Source organism: Treponema sp. HNW, from assembly GCF_050320395.1.
GTDB lineage: Bacteria > Spirochaetota > Spirochaetia > Treponematales > Treponemataceae > Treponema_C.
On sequence record NZ_CP144459.1, the window covers coordinates 2,035,626 to 2,052,972 of the forward strand.

Consider the following 17,347-nt stretch of genomic DNA (forward strand, 5'->3'; position numbering starts at 1 on the left):
CATTATTTTTTCTGTGCGGTTTCGATATAGCCGTTCATCGCCTGCCGTATAGCATAAGCCAGAACGGGATTGGCCGTACCGTTGCCGTAGATTTTTCCATCGGAAATATTTGAATCACTTACTCCCGTTGTCGAATCCTTTATAACACCTCCGGAAGTTTTCCATATGCCGACGTTGATATTGTCCTGCTGGACACGGCTGGCAGTCGGTACAACCGAAACCTCCCACTTACCGGTAAAGTAGCCGGTATCATCGGTACCCTGGGCCGAGCCGGATACGCCCGTTGCCGTATCTACAAGGTAGGCAAGTTTGGAGCGTCCTGCGGAAGCCGAGTAGTAGCCTATATAGGGAACGGGCTTACCGGCCGTGCCTGCTGCCGTATATGCGACATCCAAGGTAATATGAGTTCCCGTTATACCGTAGGAGTCAACCGTAGACCGCTTAAATGCCGTATCAGAATAGCTTGAAAGATACGCGTACTTCAAATCAGCCGTATCCGAGTCAAAGGCTGCAATGTGTATACCGCCCGCCTTATCGACGGCAATCTTGCAGTATTCGCCCACATTCATCTTGTCGAACACATCGATAGGAATACTCCAAGTACCGTTACCGTCGCCGCTTTGAGAAGCGTGGCTTCCGTTTTGCGGATCGGTTTTATAGGTATATTTGAGCATACGGTTTGTTTCGTCGAACCAAATTAACACCGCCGTATCGGAGGCCGCATGAGCACCGGAGACAACCCCGAGTGACAAATAGGTTCCCGTAACGTTTCCGGTATCAACAACGGCGGAACCGTTTTTATACTTTCCTGCAACGATACCGACATTATTCTGATTGTAAGGGGTAACAGCACGAGTTGTTTCCTGATCTTTAAATTGTCCGAAATCCGCGGCTGCCGCCTTATCATTGGTACCGTACTTAAAGCGTATTTGATCGTTTATGCCGTCATAGTAGGCAAGATAAATACGCGGTTTTCCGGCATCGGAAGCGATTACCGCAGCAAGAGAGGGGTGCTGGATGCGGGTTTTATCCAGTATGGTACCTCCGGCTCCATTCATATCGCCAATCTGCCCGATAGCCTCCAAGCGTCGGCCCTTAGTATCGTCGTAATTGGCAGCCTGATTGGTAATACTGCTGATGCCCCATTTACTGCTAAAATAAGTGAATTTACCGCCTTGATTACCGCCGGAGTTTATATCCCTTCCCACAACTACACCGTGCGAATTTCCTTCACTGTCGTAGATAAAGTCGACATTCCCGTAGTCGTCGTAGTTTCTCTGCCATCTTTCATACGAATTGCCGGTTCCGTTACTCATACTGAAAAAGTCGGGGCCGTTGGCAAAGGCAAAACCTATCATACCGTTTGAAGGATTGATATGCATAACGGGCTCGGTTATGACACCGCGGTGAGGCCGGGCGGCTTTATCGTTAAACTGCCAGACATCGAGCCATAGGTCGTCGGTCAGCTTGTCGTTATTGGCCGTTTTAGGAACCTTGTTATAGGGTTTATCGTTGTTATTGCCGTTATTCACAGCCTTAACCTGATTCGGGGACGCCCCGACCGTAAAATCAAGCTTTCCGCTCTTTACATTCGATGCAAGGGTTAACTCCCACGGCGATGAGGTTCCGCTCAAAGTTCCGGACGAAACACCGCCCACCGTTGCGGCGGCACCGGTAAGGTTAAAACCGTGTATCTTTATTTTTTCCTTATCCTGTACCGGATAGCGGCCTAAGGCAGTGCGTGCATACAGGTCGGGGTCGTTTATCCCGCCGAGCTTTGACAGCGCGGTTTCCATTTTTATAACATAGGGTACAATATTGACCGTCAAAGAGGGCTTGTGCGACGTATCCGTATACAGTTTATAATGAGTAATCGATAAAGGTACGCTTACAGTATCCCATGTAACCATTGTTTTGAATTGGGAACCTTCCTGTGTAGACGAAACATTTTTAACCTGTACAAGATACGACTTATCGCCTTCATACAAACGGATAAACTGATGCTTTACCGCCGTCTCTCCCGTATCAAGAATCAGTGCGCGGTCTCCCGGCCGGGAACCCTGTTGTTGAACAGGCTCCGATACGGTAGAAGCGGTAGATGAATTCGGAGAAGCCTTTGCATCCGTTACCGTTAAGGTTATCGTTTTCGCCTTTGCGGGAGTATCCGTCGTCCATTCGTATTCCCATTCTACATAGTGGCCCGTATTGCTTAAGCCGTTTTTCACGACTTTAAGAGCAGAAGAAGGCGACCATGCCCCGTTTGTAAATTCATTACTTACGGCAGCAATTCCCGCTCCGCTTAAGGTAAGCGTTTTAAGACGGATATTATCGTAAGCGATACCGCGGAGCATTACCTTTCCAGAAACGCTCGGATGATTGTTGCCTAAATCGCTTATTGAAGCCAATTCGATATGGCCGAGAGGCTCTTTAACCTTTATTACCCCTGTCTGCGTATCCTCTTCTGTATCATAGACGACGCTGACTAAGGGTAAATCCTCAGGTCTTGTTATCCTGCCCTCATTGCTGTTATAAAACAGGGGCATAATAAAACCCTTGGGAGCAATATCATCTTCAACATCCAACCCGACACTTATATCGGCTTGAGCATGCCAATACGGATTTACGGAAGGGGCGACGGACGAAGCGGGGGGCACTGTTCCGATTGATTCGTCTGCAACTTTAAGAAACAGTTTTTTTTCGTCGGCGTCGCCTATATTGAGCTTACCGTTTAAATCAAGATTTACCGTATATTCGGCTCCTGTAATAGTACCGCTTGCGCTCATAATTTCATCGCCGATTGTACCGCTTGGCGTGCCTTCTTTATGCAAGGATACAACCGCCTGTGTTCCGTAACCGCCTTTAAGGGTAACCGCGAGTTCCGACTTTACCGGATTTTTAAAGGTAAAGGAGGATGCGGCAGTTACGGTAACCGTAAAATCTCTATCCGAATTGAAATTTCCGGTATCTGTAACTTCAAACTCTTCATTGGATTCATAGGCTCCGTTACCGGATAAGTCGGTTTTAAAAACAATCTTTTTAATTGCTATCGGCTTATTTTTTACGATTATGTCGGTTATCTGTTCGGACATCGCATTGTCGTTTTCATCATAGGCGGTAATCGTAAGCCGTCCTTTTCCGTTGGAAACGCCTTCGGTATTTAAAGAACCCTTAAAACTGACCATATCGCCGCGTTCTCGGCTTATTTTATTACTGCCGTCGCTGCGGGTCATGTCAACCGAAACCGTCTCAAGCACAGTACCTTTTACGATTTCAAGTTTTGCCGTAACTTTTTGTACACCCGATCCCGTATCGGAAGCGATACCGGTAATTTGATAATCCGAACCGCCATCGCCGTCAAAAATCATCTTCGGCCGCTCTACAATACCGTAATCGAAGGTACCGTTTAACGACGAAGCATTGCTTAAAGTAACGTCCGTACCCGATATAGTCTGTATCGTGTATACCTGATTGTTTACAAGAACACGGTATAAATCTTTTTTATTGTTGTCAAGATGCTCTGCATCGTTTTCGAGATGGTCCGCCGTAAAACTGCCTGCACTGAACAATGCGCTTGCGCTTTTCACAATATATTCGCCCGCAGCAACAGACGGCTGACTGTTATCGTATTTGAGTATTATCGGATACGTAACCGGTACGGGGGTTCCGTCGGTACGGGCATCGACGGCCGAAATATTAAACTGAATATTTCCCGCCCGTTTAGTGTAATGAAATGTTTTTACGGGTATTTCAAAGGTGTAACCGGGGAAACCTCCCGGGGGCACACTGCTTTGTGCGGTAAACCAACCGGAAGAACCGCTTGTGAAAAGGCTTTCATAGCCTAAAGGCAGCTGAGAGGGGGACTCGGCCTTTATGGTATCTTTTATACCTGCACTGTGAGAAACGGCTCCCTTTATCTTAAAAGCATCTCCTTTCAGCCAAACGGAATTCGGACTGTAATCTTCAGAAGTGCCGTCGCTTTTTACAAGCTTCATGCCTGTAAATCTTGCAACATCGGTATTTATCGTGAATTTCCGAGCGGGAGTCCAATCACCCAAAAGGCCGTCATTGTTTTTTGCTTTTACGCGTAAAAATACTTCTTTTGACTGTGCACTGCCGAGAATCGCGGCTTTAACGGCATCGGGAAGAATGTAGTTCCAATAATAGACATCGGCATTGCCCGATGCCGGATAAATTTTAACCCCGCCTGCAGCTCCGTAATCGGTACCGCCCAAAGTCCAGGAAGTATCGGCTTCAAGCTGTGCCTGTGTTTGACCCAATTGCAAATAAATCTCTTTAACCGATTTACCCGATGCGGGATTTGCAACATGAGCGCTGCCGCTTATTAAAATCTCGCCGCCCAAGGCGTCATCCGCTTTCGGGGTATTCAGCTCCGCAAAGGGAGCTCCACCCGCCGGGTCAAACTTTATCCTGAATTCGGTAGAAGTAACGCCGTTTCCGGCCTTATCGCTCACCCGTATGTGTACGGGAATACTGTAAACGCCGATACTTCCTGAAGGCAAAGCTGCGCCAAAGCCCGTTTGATATTTTGCTATATCGGGAATTGTTATAGTCCATGCGCCGCCGGTATACTCTATCTTACTTAATTCGCTGCCGCCGGCGATATGAGAGGTTACAAAACCGGAGTTTCCGATTTGATATGTTACCGTGCCCGGATCCGCACCCGAAGACAGGCCCGAGGCGGCCTCATCAACGATACTGCCCATCAGCTTTATTTCTTTGAAAAAGACGTTTTGCAAATCGGGAGATGTCTGCCTTACCGTCGGAGCGGAAAAATCGACTATAACGGGAGTTTGCCATTCGGTTACCGTGCCGGATTTTGATTCAACATAAAGCTTAAAATTGGGGTTTCCTTCGGTAAGTACAACATCCTGTACCGTCCATTCTTCGTAATCGGCCGAAGAGCCCGTCTCTATTCCGTCTTTTTCAGCTCCGTTTCCTATCGACACTTTTACGGTTTTAATTCCGAACGCATTTTTTGCAAAGATTTTGAAAGATGCTTTTTTTGACTCATTACTTGTTCCGTTGCCGATAACCGCATTTTGCTTTACCAAGGTTACGGGTGATGCTTCAACATAGGTTGAACCCAACGAAAACCTTACATCATCGAATTTAATTTGCGGGGAATCGGTATTTACCTCATAAGGGCCGAATTGTTTATCGGTTTTATTTCCCGCTTTATCGTATACGCTTACATGCACATAGTTGTACATTTTTTGCCCGAAACTTACAACGGCTTCCCAATCATACGAAGGAGCGGAACCGGAAGAAGGAGTAAGCTTGGCGGGTATTTCATCTCCGTAGGTAATAGTGTTGCCCGTTTTTCCGCCTACTTTATAGATTACCCTTTCTATCCCCGAACCGTTCGGATAACCGTTTATAGGCTTATCTTTCGCCGTTCCTTTAAATGTATGAGACCAATTGCTGAATGTACCGTTTGCAGGTACATGATCGGATATTAAACCGGCCGCTTCAGGAGGCGTTTTATCAAGCACAAAGGGGACCTGCGAAGTTGCATATAAGGCATTGCTTACACGGGCACGCAAGTGAACGACATGATCTCCCTCCTGTGTAAGACTGCTTGTATTTATGAGTTTTTCATAGACATTGGTTGTGCCCGGCTTCGGATCAAACACGAAAGCGGCCGCCGGAACATCCTCACCGGCCGGATTGTCAAGTTTATAATAAACCGAACCTCCTGCAAGATTTTCAACGGTACAGCTTACAGTGAAGTTTCCCTTTTGATACGGATTAGGTTGATGAGGAAAGATATACGGGGCTCCGGCCGCTTTAAATTCAACAATCAAAAGTCCGCCCGAAGGTTTGTTTTCATCATTGTAAGCGACAAAACCGTTATTGTTTACGTCGCGGCCTTCCACATTCATTCTGTAAAATCCGGGTTCAATGTCCGGAGGCAGAGGTTTGGTTATTTTTATAAGTCCTCCGCTTTGTGTAACGCCTGAAAAGTCGGGGCTTGATGCGGTCGCATCAAAAAATGTTTTTTCCGCAGTATAAGTACCGTTTTTTAAATCTGCAACAGTATTACCCTTACACAGCTTAATTTTTATTCCGCTTGCCGCATAATCGGTACCGGAAACAAGGGCGGTGCCGTCCCTATTCGGATACAATTCAACAGTTAAAGACGAAGAAGAGCCGAAAAGCATTGAAGCCGGGGAAGGAGTCGGAGCAGTTGAGCCTTCAGGGAAAATTACCGCATAAGCTCCTATAACTTTAAAGCCGGGGGACTTATCGGGATTTAAAGAGAATACACTCTTTTTTTGCAGCGGTATTATGCGCTTGTCAGATAAAATCGTTCGGGCCTGTGTATCGGTATGCCGCAAATCGAAAACGGCCTGTTCATGAGGGGTTCCGCCGTCTTTTCCCTTTTTACCGGAAAAATAATCGCTTATAACCTTGGCGGTATATTTATTTAAATCAATGGAGCCTTCTATTTCGTTTTTTACGTAATAAAAAGCCGATTCGTTTCCCGTCCCGTCTGCACTTCCGTTATACATACGGGCATTATCCTGCAAAGTTATCGTACTTTTTAAGGGTTTATCGTTTCCGCCTGCAGCTGTCACCAAGTCATTGTAAGTCGGTTCAGACGAAGAAGCCATAACAATATTGACGGAATTTTCTTTGTTCTTTTTTGTTATAGGGGTTGCAAGTCTGTCGGCTTCAAGCCTGATTGAACTCAGTTCGTGCATATCCGCAGCCGAACCTACGATTTTCATAACGGCGCCGTATTGATCCGCAACAGGAGCGGACGCATCATAAGTTGCCGACAATGAAGGGCGCTCAACAATAAAGACGGGAGGAGTATTATCAATCTTATAAGTTCTATTTAAAGTTACCGTTTTGCCGTTTTTATCGGTAAGGGTAATAATAACGGTGTACTGCCCGTCGGCAATCGGATACAGTTTTACCAGAGGATGGCCCGGTTCCTCACCGAGCGGTTCATTATTTACTTCAATTTCCCACTGTATTGTTTCTGCGGTTTGCGCAAAGGGCTTTGCGGAAAAAGAGCGGCTTCGTACCTTTGTTTCGTCATTTTCAAAAACGGCGTCAATGGATACAATCCCTTCATCGTCCTTTGCCGTGCCTTTAATGACAAAGCTTCCGCGTATAGGGGTTTCGCCCGCATCGGGATAGGTTATTTGCCCCTTCGGCGGTAAAATATCTATGCCGCTGCCTAAGCCGACATATTGCTCGCAGGCCGAATACATAATTATACCGACAAAAGCCGCAGCTATCGATACCAACGTATTACGTATCGGTTTATGTGTTTTCATATACGCCCTCCGATCCTATAAAGCGCCTCCCCTATCGTTATCGGCATGTTTTTATATAAACTTTATAAAAACTCCGAACTCACGTATATTATAACATAAATATATAAAAAAAACACAATCGGAACTTAAAAGCGGATATCCGCGTAAGCCGGCAGATACGATAAAATGTCCTTTAAATAAGGGAAACGACAAAGCCGTATTTTAAGCGCGGGAAAACCGCATTGCCTGAGGGCAGCGCCTGTACTATACCGCAAAAGGTGCGGTCGGGTAAAAAAACGGCAAGGTTCAAAGGCTCGCATACAGGGGCTGCGAAAAATCGTTTTGTATACAGGTTAAAGGCGTTCTCAAGGTTTTCAAAATCTTCAAAAAAAGCGGCTTTTAAAGGCTTACCGTTTATAAAATCAAAGCGGCGCCCTTCGCGCAGTGTAAGCCGAATAAAGCCGCAGTATTCGGCAATGCTCGGGTCAAAACTCATAAGCGAGTGTAGGATTGTATCTTCATTTTGCGGCCGAACATCATCGGTACGCTGCAGAGCTTCATCGCAAAAAGAGCTCATACCGCCGTTTTCGGTGCGGCGGACAACCGACTCTATTGTAAAGTCTTCCAGTTCATCGGCAAAAGCGGCCTGCTCCAAAGAAAAACAGCCGACCTTCGTGCGCTTTAAGCCGATTAAATGAGCGGCCGAATTGCAGGAGAGGGCGATGTCGCGGGCAAGACTTCTTATATACGTTCCCTTGGAAACGTGAAACAAAACGCGCGCACAGCTCACCCTGTTTTCGGGCGTTAAGCGCGTTTCAAGGATTTCGCTTTTAAATACGGTAACGGGACGCGCGGGAATATCTTGAAGTTTTCCTTCGCGGGCAAGCTCGGAAGCACGTTTTCCGTTTACATGAATTGCGGAATAGGCAGGGGGGCTTTGCATAAGATTGCCTCGAAACCGTTCCAGAGCGGCGCTAAAATCGGCACTGTCGGGAAGAGGGGCGCTTCTTATAACCGAACCTGAGGGGTCTAAGGTATCGGTTTCTTCGCCGAAAGAGATAACCGCTTCATAGGTTTTATCGAAGAGGGTAAAAAAGGGTACCAGGCGCGTAAGGCTTCCGGTTAATACGACAAGCAAACCTTCCGCAAAAGAGTCGAGGGTGCCCGTATGCCCTACCTTTTTTGTGTGCAGGGCTTTTTTAATACAGCCTAAAGAAGAAAAACTGGTTAAACCGCTTTTTTTTGCGTACGGTAAAATCCCGGACAGGGCGGCATAATTGCCGGCGGCATAATTGCCGGCGGCAGTCATACCGGCAGCAGAATTGCCGGCGTCGGAAAAACTCATAACTCCTGCCGTTCAAGAGCATTGAGTTTGCGCACCATATCCATACCCTCTTTTATGCTCGTGTCGGCAATAAAGGTCAGTTTGGGAAATTGACGCAGCCTGAGCTTTTTACTCAGCGAGGTTTGAATAAAGCCCGCAGCGCTTTCCAAGCCTTTTACGCCCTTTTCGGTGGATTTATCGGCTAAAAAACTTGAAACATAGACCTTTGCATAAGACAAATCGCGGCTTACTTCAACCCGGTTTATGTTTAAAAAGGTGGAAACGCGCGGGTCTTTTATCTGCTCCGATAAAATCATCGAAGCGATTTCTTCACGGATTTGCTCTCCCAAACGTATAAGGCGGAACTCTCCCATCGGCCTTATTCTCCTTCCGCTGTTCCGGCTCCCGTGTCGGAAGCGGCTTCGCCCGCTTTGGCATTTTTACCCTTGCCTTTTTTAGGCAGAGGTTCGCTGTCGGTAAGTTTACGGGCAACTTCCACGTATTCGAATACTTCCAGTTGGTCGCCGACTTTTATATCCTGCCACTGGTCTATGCCGACACCGCACTCAAAACCGCTTTTAATTTCTTTTGCATCGTCTTTAAAGTGCTTGAGAGAAGAAACCTTACCGGTATAAATAACGATACCGTCGCGGATAACGTTGACGCTGCTTGTACGCTTGATAAGCCCCTGGGTAACGTAGGAACCGGCGATAAGGCCGACCTTGGGTACTTTGAAAGTATCGCGTACTTCGAGCATACCGATAACTTCTTCTTTTACGTCCGGCTTTAACATACCTTCCATCGCAAGGGTGATTTCTTCAACCGCCTTGTAGATGATATTGTATTTGCGGATATCGACCTTTTCCTGTTCGGCCAGCACCTTCGCCTTGGGCGTGGGGCGCACGTTAAAGCCGATGATAATCGCGTTCGAGTCGGCGGCGGCAAGCATAACGTCGCTTTCGTTGATGGCGCCTGCGGACGAATGTATAACTACAAGGCGTATATCGCGCGTTGAAAGTTTTTCAAGCGACTCTTTAAGGGCTTCGGCCGAACCTTGCAGGTCGGCTTTTACGATAACCTTGAGTTCCATAACTTCGCCCGCATCGATTGTATCGTAGAGGTTATCGAGTGTAACCTTTTTAATATTTTTAGCGTCCTCAAAGCGCTTTAATTCCTGACGCTTTAAAGAAACGGCGCGCGCTTCGCGTTCGGTTTCCGTAACCTGGAAGGGATCGCCCGCATTCGGCATTGCTTCCAAACCGAGGATTTCAACCGGCATGGAAGGAGATGCTTCTTCTATTTTTTGACCGCGGTCGTTAAAGATGGCGCGCACACGGCCGGAATAGACGCCTGCAACATAGGGGTCTCCCGTGCGTAAAATTCCGCGCTCCACAATGATGGTTGCGACAACACCGCGTCCGTGATCTATGCGCGATTCTATAACCTTTCCTTCGGCGCGGCATTTCCAGTTTGCCTTTAATTCAAGAATTTCGGCCTGTAAAAGTACCGCATCCAACAGTTCGTCCAAACCTTCTTTTTTTAAGGCGCTGATTTTTACAAACTGGGTTTGTCCGCCCCATTCTTCGGGCATAAGGCCCATATCGGAAAGCTGGGTCATCACCTTATCGGGATTCGCTTCGGGCTTATCTATTTTGTTTACCGCAACGACAATCGGAACATCGGCGTCCTTTGCGTGATTTATAGCTTCCACCGTTTGGGGCATAACTCCGTCGTCGGCGGCAACCACCAAAATAACGATGTCCGTAACCTTTGCACCGCGCGCTCTCATCATCGTAAAAGCTTCATGGCCGGGAGTATCCAAAAAGGTTATGCGTCCCTTGGGCGTTTCGACCATATAAGCGCCGATGTGCTGGGTAATGCCGCCGAATTCGGTTGCGACAACGTTTGTACTGCGGATGGCGTCCAAGGTTTTTGTTTTACCGTGGTCTACGTGACCCATAATCGTAACAACCGGCGGGCGGGCAGCCATAGCGTCTTCGGAATCTTCTTCGGTTGCAATAACCGTCTCTTCATATAAACTGACGACTTTTACATCGCAGTTGTATTCCGAGGCAACGAGGGTTGCCGTATCGGAATCTACGGACTGGGTAATGGAAACCATCATACCCATTGACATAAGTTTGGCAATAATTTCCGATGCCTTTAAGTTCATCTTTTTTGCCAAATCGGAAACGGAAACGGTTTCCATAATTTCTATTTTTTCGGGAACGACATTCGCCTTTGTTATTTGCTTTTTCTTTTGATTAAAGAGTTTATCCTGTAAATCTTCTTCGCGGTCTTTGCGTGAATAAACGGTTTTCTTTTTTGTAAACGTTTTTTTCGAAGGCGTTTTTTTAGCTTCGGGCATCGGGGATGCGGGAGCACCGAATCCCTGACGGGGCATAAAGCCCGGACGCCTTCCCTCGCCGGGAGAACGCGGAGTAAAGCCGCCGCGTCCGCCTTGGGCACCGCCTGCTCTAAAGTCACGTCCGCCTTCGCGCGCGCCGTCCCGGCCGTTTTTACCTGCAAAACTGCCTCTTGCACCCTGCCCTCCGGGAGCACGGTCGTTACGATTTTGATAGCTTTCGCGCGCTTGGGCACCGGTAAAGCCGCCGTCGGGATAAGAGCGTCCGCCTTCGTTATAGGATCGGGTTCCTCGTCCTTGAAATTTTCCGGCCGTACCCGTACGGGAGCGGCCTGCAAGGTTACCCTGTTTTATATTCGGACGCTGAGGACTTAGTTCGGAAATTGAAGAGACTTTTTTTACGGGTGCATTTTCCGCAGGAGCGGACTCGGGGGCAGGCTTTACAGCTGCCGGAGCCTGCTTTTGTACGGGAGCGGAGGAAACCGGTACGGTTTTTACCGAAACTTTTACCGCAGCCGGTGCTTCACTCTTGGATACGGTGTTTTTCTTTTTTACGACCACCTTTCTTTTTTCCGCCGCGGCCGCATCCGCAGACACTGCCGATGCAGACCCCATGGGAGAGGTGTGCTCGGGTTGTTTTTTGTGCACCCTGATTTTAGTCTTTTTTTCCAATTCTTCCGTCATGTAATCCTACTCTTCGTCCTCATATTCAAAACTTAAACCGATACCGCAACCGGGACAGTTTGTCATATCGGTTGTTATCCGAGCCCCGCATTCGGGACATTCATATACTTCTTCGGCTGCACCGGACAGGGAATCCTCCGCTTCCGTTCCGGTAAGGCCGCTTGTTTCACTTCCCCGTTCTTCGGCTTGTGCGGGAGTATCTTCAGCTTCGTCTTCTTCAACAAATTCAACCGTTTGCTCAATAAGCGAAGCTATTTTTTCCATATCCTCGGAGGAAATATCTTCAAATCCGCTCAGCTTTCCTTCGTCCTTAGCCGAAATAAAATCCTGAATATCGCTTATGCCGTGCGCTTCCAAAATGCCGACAATTTCCTTATCGACACCGGGAAGCTCTGCAAGGGAAGTAATTTCATACACTTCATCGGAGCCGCTGAACAAATTTTGAGCCGCTTTTCGGGATTCGGCCAAAAGCTCATCAAAGTCTTCGTACTGCTCTTCGGTTTTAACGTCGATATTCCAATCGGCCAAACGGTTTGCCAAACGCACGTTTAAGCCCTGCTTGCCGATTGCAAGCGAAAACTGGGTTTCGGGAACCACCGCCAAAGCCTGACGTTTTTCTTCGTCCAAAATAACAACACCGGTAACTTCGGCCGGAGAAAGCGCATTTTTTATAAATACGCGCGGGTCGGGGTCATACGGAACAATGTCGATTTTTTCTCCTTCAAGTTCACGTATAACGGATTGAATACGTACGCCCTTTAAGCCGACACAGGCGCCGACCGGGTCGACATCTTCACGGTGCGAAAAAACGGCTATCTTGGTGCGGTAGCCGGCTTCACGCACGATTTTAAAGATTTCAACGGTGTTGTCATAAATTTCGGGAACTTCCAATTCAACGATGGAGCGCACAAAATCGGGGTCCGTACGCGAAAGCACCACCTGTAAGCCCGCATATGTTTTTTTTACGTCGGTAATAAGGGCTTTAATGCGGTCGTTTTTATGGTATACTTCACGCGGCGACTGAAACTTTGCCGGCAAAATACCTTCAACCTTACCCAAATCGACATAGATATTTCCGTTGCGTTCTCTCTGATAATAACCGATGATAATTTCACCGATTTTATCTTTGTACTCGGACATAAGGGTGTCTTTTTGAATTTCGGACAGTGATTGGCGGGCTGTTTGCTTTCCCGTCTGTACGGCGGAAAGTTCAAAATCCTTAGGGTCTATAAGGATATCTATTTCATCGCCGACCTCGCATTCCGGACTCATCTCGAGCGCTTCTTCAAGTTCAATTTCGGTAACCGGATCGTATACCCCGTCCACGATTACCTTCCGAGAATATACGGATACGTCGCTTAAATCGTCTTCAAATTCGACATAGCAATTGTCTGCGGTACCGTAGGCCCGCTTATATGCGGCTTTGATTGTATTTTCAACGGTTTTTAAAACGGCTTCTTCCGTTAATCCTTTGTCCTGAATAAGCTGATGAATCGCTTCAGCCAATTGAGATGCCATATTCAGCCCTCCGTATCTACGAGTTTTGCCTTCGCTATATGTTCATATGCGAATATTTTTGTTTCACCGCTGTCGGAACGTTTTAAAGTAAGCGAATCGGATGAAGAAGATTCGATTGTACCGGTTACCCAGTCCGAAATATCTTTATCCCATACGCGTACGGTTCTGCCCTTAAACAGGACGAATTCGGCCGCATTTTTTATATTGCGGTTCATGCCCGGCGAGGTTACTTCCATATATATATCCTGCGAATTCAACAGGGCTTCAAATCGCGGCAGTAAAAGACGGTGTACCTTTGCACAATCGTTTACACCTATGGATTGAAAACCGTCCGTATCGGAAACGGGTTTTGAAATAACGGTACGGATTTGAACGGCGGAATGAGAGCGCACAACCTGAAGTTCAACCAATATATAGCCCAAGCCTTCAACAAGCGTTTTCGCTTCGGAATAATATTGTATGCTTTCAAGAGCGGTATACTCCATCTTTCTCCCTGTATACAAAAAAAGAGCCGTTTGAACGACTCCCGACTTTGAGGATAATACTATGTTCAATGATAATTATACCGTTTTACGCATATTCTGTCAACAGCTGAACAGGGTAATCGCATATACCCGCTTTATGCCCGCTTGTTTAAGAAGCTCGGCACATATTTCAAGCGTTGCCCCTGTGGTAATTATATCGTCAACAAGAACGGCCGCTTCGGGAGGCGATGCTTTAAAAGAAGTCGGCAGTAAAAACGCGGGTTTTAGAGCATAACGTTTTTCGGTACGTGAAAGGCGTTCGGCACGGCTTAGTTTTTTTTGCTGCCGGGACGAAAGCCGCTTTAAAACTTTAAAGACGGGAAGACCGTAGAGGCCTTGCATACAGCGACTCAATTCATCTATCTGGTCGCGGCCTTCACGGAATATTTTGCCCGGCCGAGGCGGGACGGGTACAAGCGGAATGCCGGGATAAAGGGTTTTCCATGCCTCATACACAAGAGATGCAAAAAAAGGGGAAAGAGAGGGCAGACCTTCGGTTTTCCATAAAAAAAGCAGTTTTTTTTTCCATAACACGTAGGGATAGAGGGGAAAAACGCCGTCAAGGCAGGCTATGGTATCGCTTTCTCTGCATTCAAGGCAGATTTCTTTTTCCGAAATCAGTATGCGCCCGCAGCGTTTACAGCGGGTCTCTGTTGCTTCAATAGCTTCTTTAAGGGAAGCTTTCATTTCTTCACGGCAGGAGATGCAGACGGGAAGATAGAGGCTTTCTTTCCCGCATGAAACACAGGTTTGGGGAGGAAGCAAAAGGGCCAAGGCATGCCCCGCAGCCGAACGGATAAACAAAAGGGTTTTAAATAAAAGGCCCATACCTATATTATAGGCGCGGATTGTAAAAAAAAGAGAGTTCTCAGCGGCCCGACAAGCGTTTTTTCCATCGTGCAAGAAGCTGCAGGGCTTCAAGCGGCGTTAAGGAATCGGGTTCGGCCGAAAGTATTTCGTCAAGTACGAGTTCTTCTTCGCTGAATAAACCCGGTGCCTGCACTGCGGATACGGGCCGTACCGCATCCGACGGCGGAACCGCTTCAGCTGCCGAAGAAGATTCCGGCGGAACAGCCGGCAATCCTTCCGCCGCGGCGAAATGTCCGTCATTTTCCGTCCAAGGGGTCTTTTTTTGCAAGCCTTCCAAAATAACCTGAGCGCGCTCTATGATTGCAGGCGGAATACCTGCAAGGCGGGCAACGTGAAGGCCGTAGGAATTTTCCGATGCCCCGCTTTTTATTTTTTTTGTAAAGACGATTTGCCCCGCCCTGTCCTGCACTTCAAGGCATAAAAGCTGTAAAGCCTTGTGGCGGATTCTCGTCAGCTCGTGATAGTGGGTTGCAAAAAAGGTGCGGGCTTTAAGGGTATGCAAAAGGTATTCCGAAACGGCCCATGCAATCGAAAGTCCGTCTTCGGTGGAAGTACCCCGCCCCACCTCGTCCATAATTACAAGGCTGCGCTCCGTAGCCGAACGCAAAATAAGTGCGGTTTCCGACATTTCAACCAAAAAGGTGGACTCCCCGCGGGCAAGGTTATCCGAAGCCCCTACACGGCAAAAAATGCGGTCAACCGCACCGATACGGGCTTTTCGGGCGGGAACCCATGAGCCCGCTTGCGCCAAAAAAACGATGAGGGCGTTTTGCCGCAAATAGGTGCTTTTACCGGCCATATTCGGTCCCGTAACAAGGGCAAAGTGACGCTCGGCAAAGAAGGCATCGTTCGGAACGAATTCGCCCGAAGGAAGATGCATTTCCACAACCGGATGCCTTCCTCCCTCGATTTCAAAGGCACGGCCCTCTTCCATGTCGGGGCATATCCAATTGTGCAAAAGAGCGGCATGCGCAAAAGAAGCGATAACATCGATATAGGCTATTTCGGAGGCAGCAGTAAGCAGGTATCGTATATAAGAAGCGAGTTTTGTGCGGATTTCCAAAAAGAGGGCTTTTTCCGTTTCAATGATTTTTTCGCCCGCTCCGGTTAATTCGCGTTCAAGCTGCTGCAAACGCTCCGAGGTATAGCGGTCTCCGTTTACCAAAGCGCGGCGTAAAATAAAGTGTTCGGGTACGGAGTCCAGTTTTCCGCGCGTAACTTCCATGTAGTAACCGATATTGCGGTTAAAACGGATTTTCAGATTTGAAATACCCGTTTTTTGTTTTTCCTCTTCCAAGTATTCATCCAAAAAGCGGTTAAAATTACTTTGAATTTCGCGGTAACGGTCCAAATCTTCCGACCAGCCCTCCTTTATAATACCGCCCTCGGTTAAAGAGGTAGAAGGGTCGTCCAAAATCGAATCCCGTATAAGCTTTATTATCTGTAAAGCGGGTTCGGTTTCAAATACGTAAAGGGCATCGGAAAAATCTCCCGGGGCAAAGCCGGCAGTTAAGCGGCGTAATTCAAGCCAATGTTCCAGGCTGATGCGCAAAGCCTGCACATCCTTTGCGTGCGCTCTCTCAAGTACGATACGGCTGCCCAAACGTTCGATATCGAGAATGCGCGACAAAACCGCCCGAACCGAAGTCAATATATGTTCCGATTTAACAAAGAGGCCGACATGGGTATGCCGTCTTTGTATAGCTTCAACGGAACGCAGCGGACGGGCAAAAAAAGAACGCAAAAGCCGGGCCCCCATAGCGGTTTGGGTATGGCGGACGGTTTCCAATAAACTGTACTGAATGCCTCCGTCGCGTAAATTGGCGGTAATTTCCAAATTACGGCGAGACGAATCGTCAAGAATAACGTAATCGCTGTCCGCATACACGGAAAGGCCGGTAACCTGCGGCAAAATCCCGTCGGAACGCGAAAAAGCCGAGGTACGAAGTACGTAGTCAAGAAGGGCTCCGGCCGAGGGTATTTCCGGCGAGGTATCGGTTAAAGAAAAGGATTGTAAATTAAGGGTGCCGAATTGCCGTAAAAGGCGGTTATAGGCACTTTGTGCATCGAATCTCCAATCGTCTTCGACATTTAAAGAAACTGAAGAAAAGCGGCGGATAAGACGGTCCGTTTCGCCTTCTTCCAAAAACGAGCGGGATACCAGCAATTCGCGCGGCATAATGCGTCCCAATTCTTTGGCCAATTCTTCTTCCGTGTCGCAGTGATTCCAATGCGTTGCACAAAAAGCGCCTGTGGAAATATCGATGTAAGAGAAGGAAACCTGCAAAGCCGAAGCGTTTTTTGCCTGAGAAGAAGCGGCGGTATTTTTATAGGAAGAAAAGCAAAGGGCGGCTAAAAAATTATTTGTGTTTTGCTCCAAGTACTCTTCTTCAACCGCGGTTCCCGGAGTGATAACTTCAACAACGCGTCTTTCGGCCAGGCCCCTGCCGTTTTCGTTTAGCGATATTTGCTCGCATATGGCAATTTTTTTACCTAAACGCAAAAGCCGGGCAATGTATATACGGGAAGCGTGATAGGGAATGCCGCACATGGGGCTATCGCCGCGGCGGGTCAGCGTTAAATTTAAAAGACGCGAAACTTCGACGGCATCGGCATCGAACATTTCGTAAAAGTCGCCCAGGCGGAAAAAAAGCACTTCACGGGCATAATCGGCCTTTATGCTCCGATACTGGGCCATTAAGGGTGTAGTTGAACCTGAGGGCGTTTGCGCGGACATCTTCGTTTCCATTTTCAATCCGTAATACTGCCGTTC

Annotated in this window: 8 protein-coding genes; all 8 read right to left on the minus strand. The window is 47.7% G+C overall.

Going from position 1 to position 17,347, the window contains the following annotated elements; all coding sequences use genetic code 11:
* Positions 1-2: 2 nt before the first annotated feature.
* The 8 genes from V1L52_RS09350 to mutS all read right to left on the minus strand — a co-directional run bounded on the left by V1L52_RS09350 (position 3) and on the right by mutS (position 17,323).
* Positions 3-7,310 carry an Ig-like domain repeat protein gene (locus V1L52_RS09350; protein WP_428769039.1) on the minus strand — a complete coding sequence of 2,436 codons (7,308 nt, stop codon included), beginning with the start codon at positions 7,308-7,310 and terminating at the stop codon, positions 3-5.
* Between the two features lie 172 nt (positions 7,311-7,482).
* Positions 7,483-8,634 carry a tRNA pseudouridine(55) synthase TruB gene (gene truB, locus V1L52_RS09355; RefSeq protein ID WP_428769041.1) on the minus strand — a complete coding sequence of 384 codons (1,152 nt, stop codon included), beginning with the start codon at positions 8,632-8,634 and terminating at the stop codon, positions 7,483-7,485.
* Positions 8,631-8,987 (minus strand): 30S ribosome-binding factor RbfA, encoded by a 357-nt coding sequence (gene rbfA, locus V1L52_RS09360; RefSeq protein ID WP_428769042.1) that lies wholly within the window; start codon positions 8,985-8,987, stop codon positions 8,631-8,633. The genes truB and rbfA overlap by 4 nt, the downstream gene beginning before the upstream one ends.
* Positions 8,988-8,992: 5 nt before the next feature.
* Positions 8,993-11,662 carry a translation initiation factor IF-2 gene (gene infB, locus V1L52_RS09365; RefSeq protein ID WP_428769044.1) on the minus strand — a complete coding sequence of 890 codons (2,670 nt, stop codon included), beginning with the start codon at positions 11,660-11,662 and terminating at the stop codon, positions 8,993-8,995.
* A gap of 6 nt (positions 11,663-11,668) precedes the next feature.
* The gene (nusA, locus tag V1L52_RS09370) at positions 11,669-13,180 is read right to left on the minus strand and encodes a transcription termination factor NusA (RefSeq protein ID WP_428769046.1); all 1,512 of its coding nucleotides are present in this window, start codon (positions 13,178-13,180) and stop codon (positions 11,669-11,671) included.
* Between the two features lie 2 nt (positions 13,181-13,182).
* Positions 13,183-13,665 carry a ribosome maturation factor gene (locus V1L52_RS09375; protein WP_428769048.1) on the minus strand — a complete coding sequence of 161 codons (483 nt, stop codon included), beginning with the start codon at positions 13,663-13,665 and terminating at the stop codon, positions 13,183-13,185.
* A gap of 99 nt (positions 13,666-13,764) precedes the next feature.
* Positions 13,765-14,532, minus strand: a complete 768-nt coding sequence (locus V1L52_RS09380) for a ComF family protein (RefSeq protein ID WP_428769050.1) — start codon at positions 14,530-14,532, stop codon at positions 13,765-13,767.
* A 40-nt stretch (positions 14,533-14,572) separates the two neighbouring features.
* Positions 14,573-17,323, minus strand: coding sequence for a DNA mismatch repair protein MutS (gene mutS, locus V1L52_RS09385; protein WP_428769052.1), 2,751 nt, complete (start codon positions 17,321-17,323; stop codon positions 14,573-14,575).
* Positions 17,324-17,347 lie beyond the last annotated feature (24 nt).

Bases quoted from the DNA above. Each gene is read 5' to 3' on its own strand.
- V1L52_RS09350 (WP_428769039.1), bottom strand. From the start codon at position 7,310: ATGAAAACACATAAACCGATACGTAATACGTTGGTATCGATAGCTGCG.
- truB (WP_428769041.1), bottom strand. From the start codon at position 8,634: ATGAGTTTTTCCGACGCCGGCAATTCTGCTGCCGGTATGACTGCCGCC.
- rbfA (WP_428769042.1), bottom strand. From the start codon at position 8,987: ATGGGAGAGTTCCGCCTTATACGTTTGGGAGAGCAAATCCGTGAAGAA.
- infB (WP_428769044.1), bottom strand. From the start codon at position 11,662: ATGACGGAAGAATTGGAAAAAAAGACTAAAATCAGGGTGCACAAAAAA.
- nusA (WP_428769046.1), bottom strand. From the start codon at position 13,180: ATGGCATCTCAATTGGCTGAAGCGATTCATCAGCTTATTCAGGACAAA.
- V1L52_RS09375 (WP_428769048.1), bottom strand. From the start codon at position 13,665: ATGGAGTATACCGCTCTTGAAAGCATACAATATTATTCCGAAGCGAAA.
- V1L52_RS09380 (WP_428769050.1), bottom strand. From the start codon at position 14,532: ATGGGCCTTTTATTTAAAACCCTTTTGTTTATCCGTTCGGCTGCGGGG.
- mutS (WP_428769052.1), bottom strand. From the start codon at position 17,323: ATGGAAACGAAGATGTCCGCGCAAACGCCCTCAGGTTCAACTACACCC.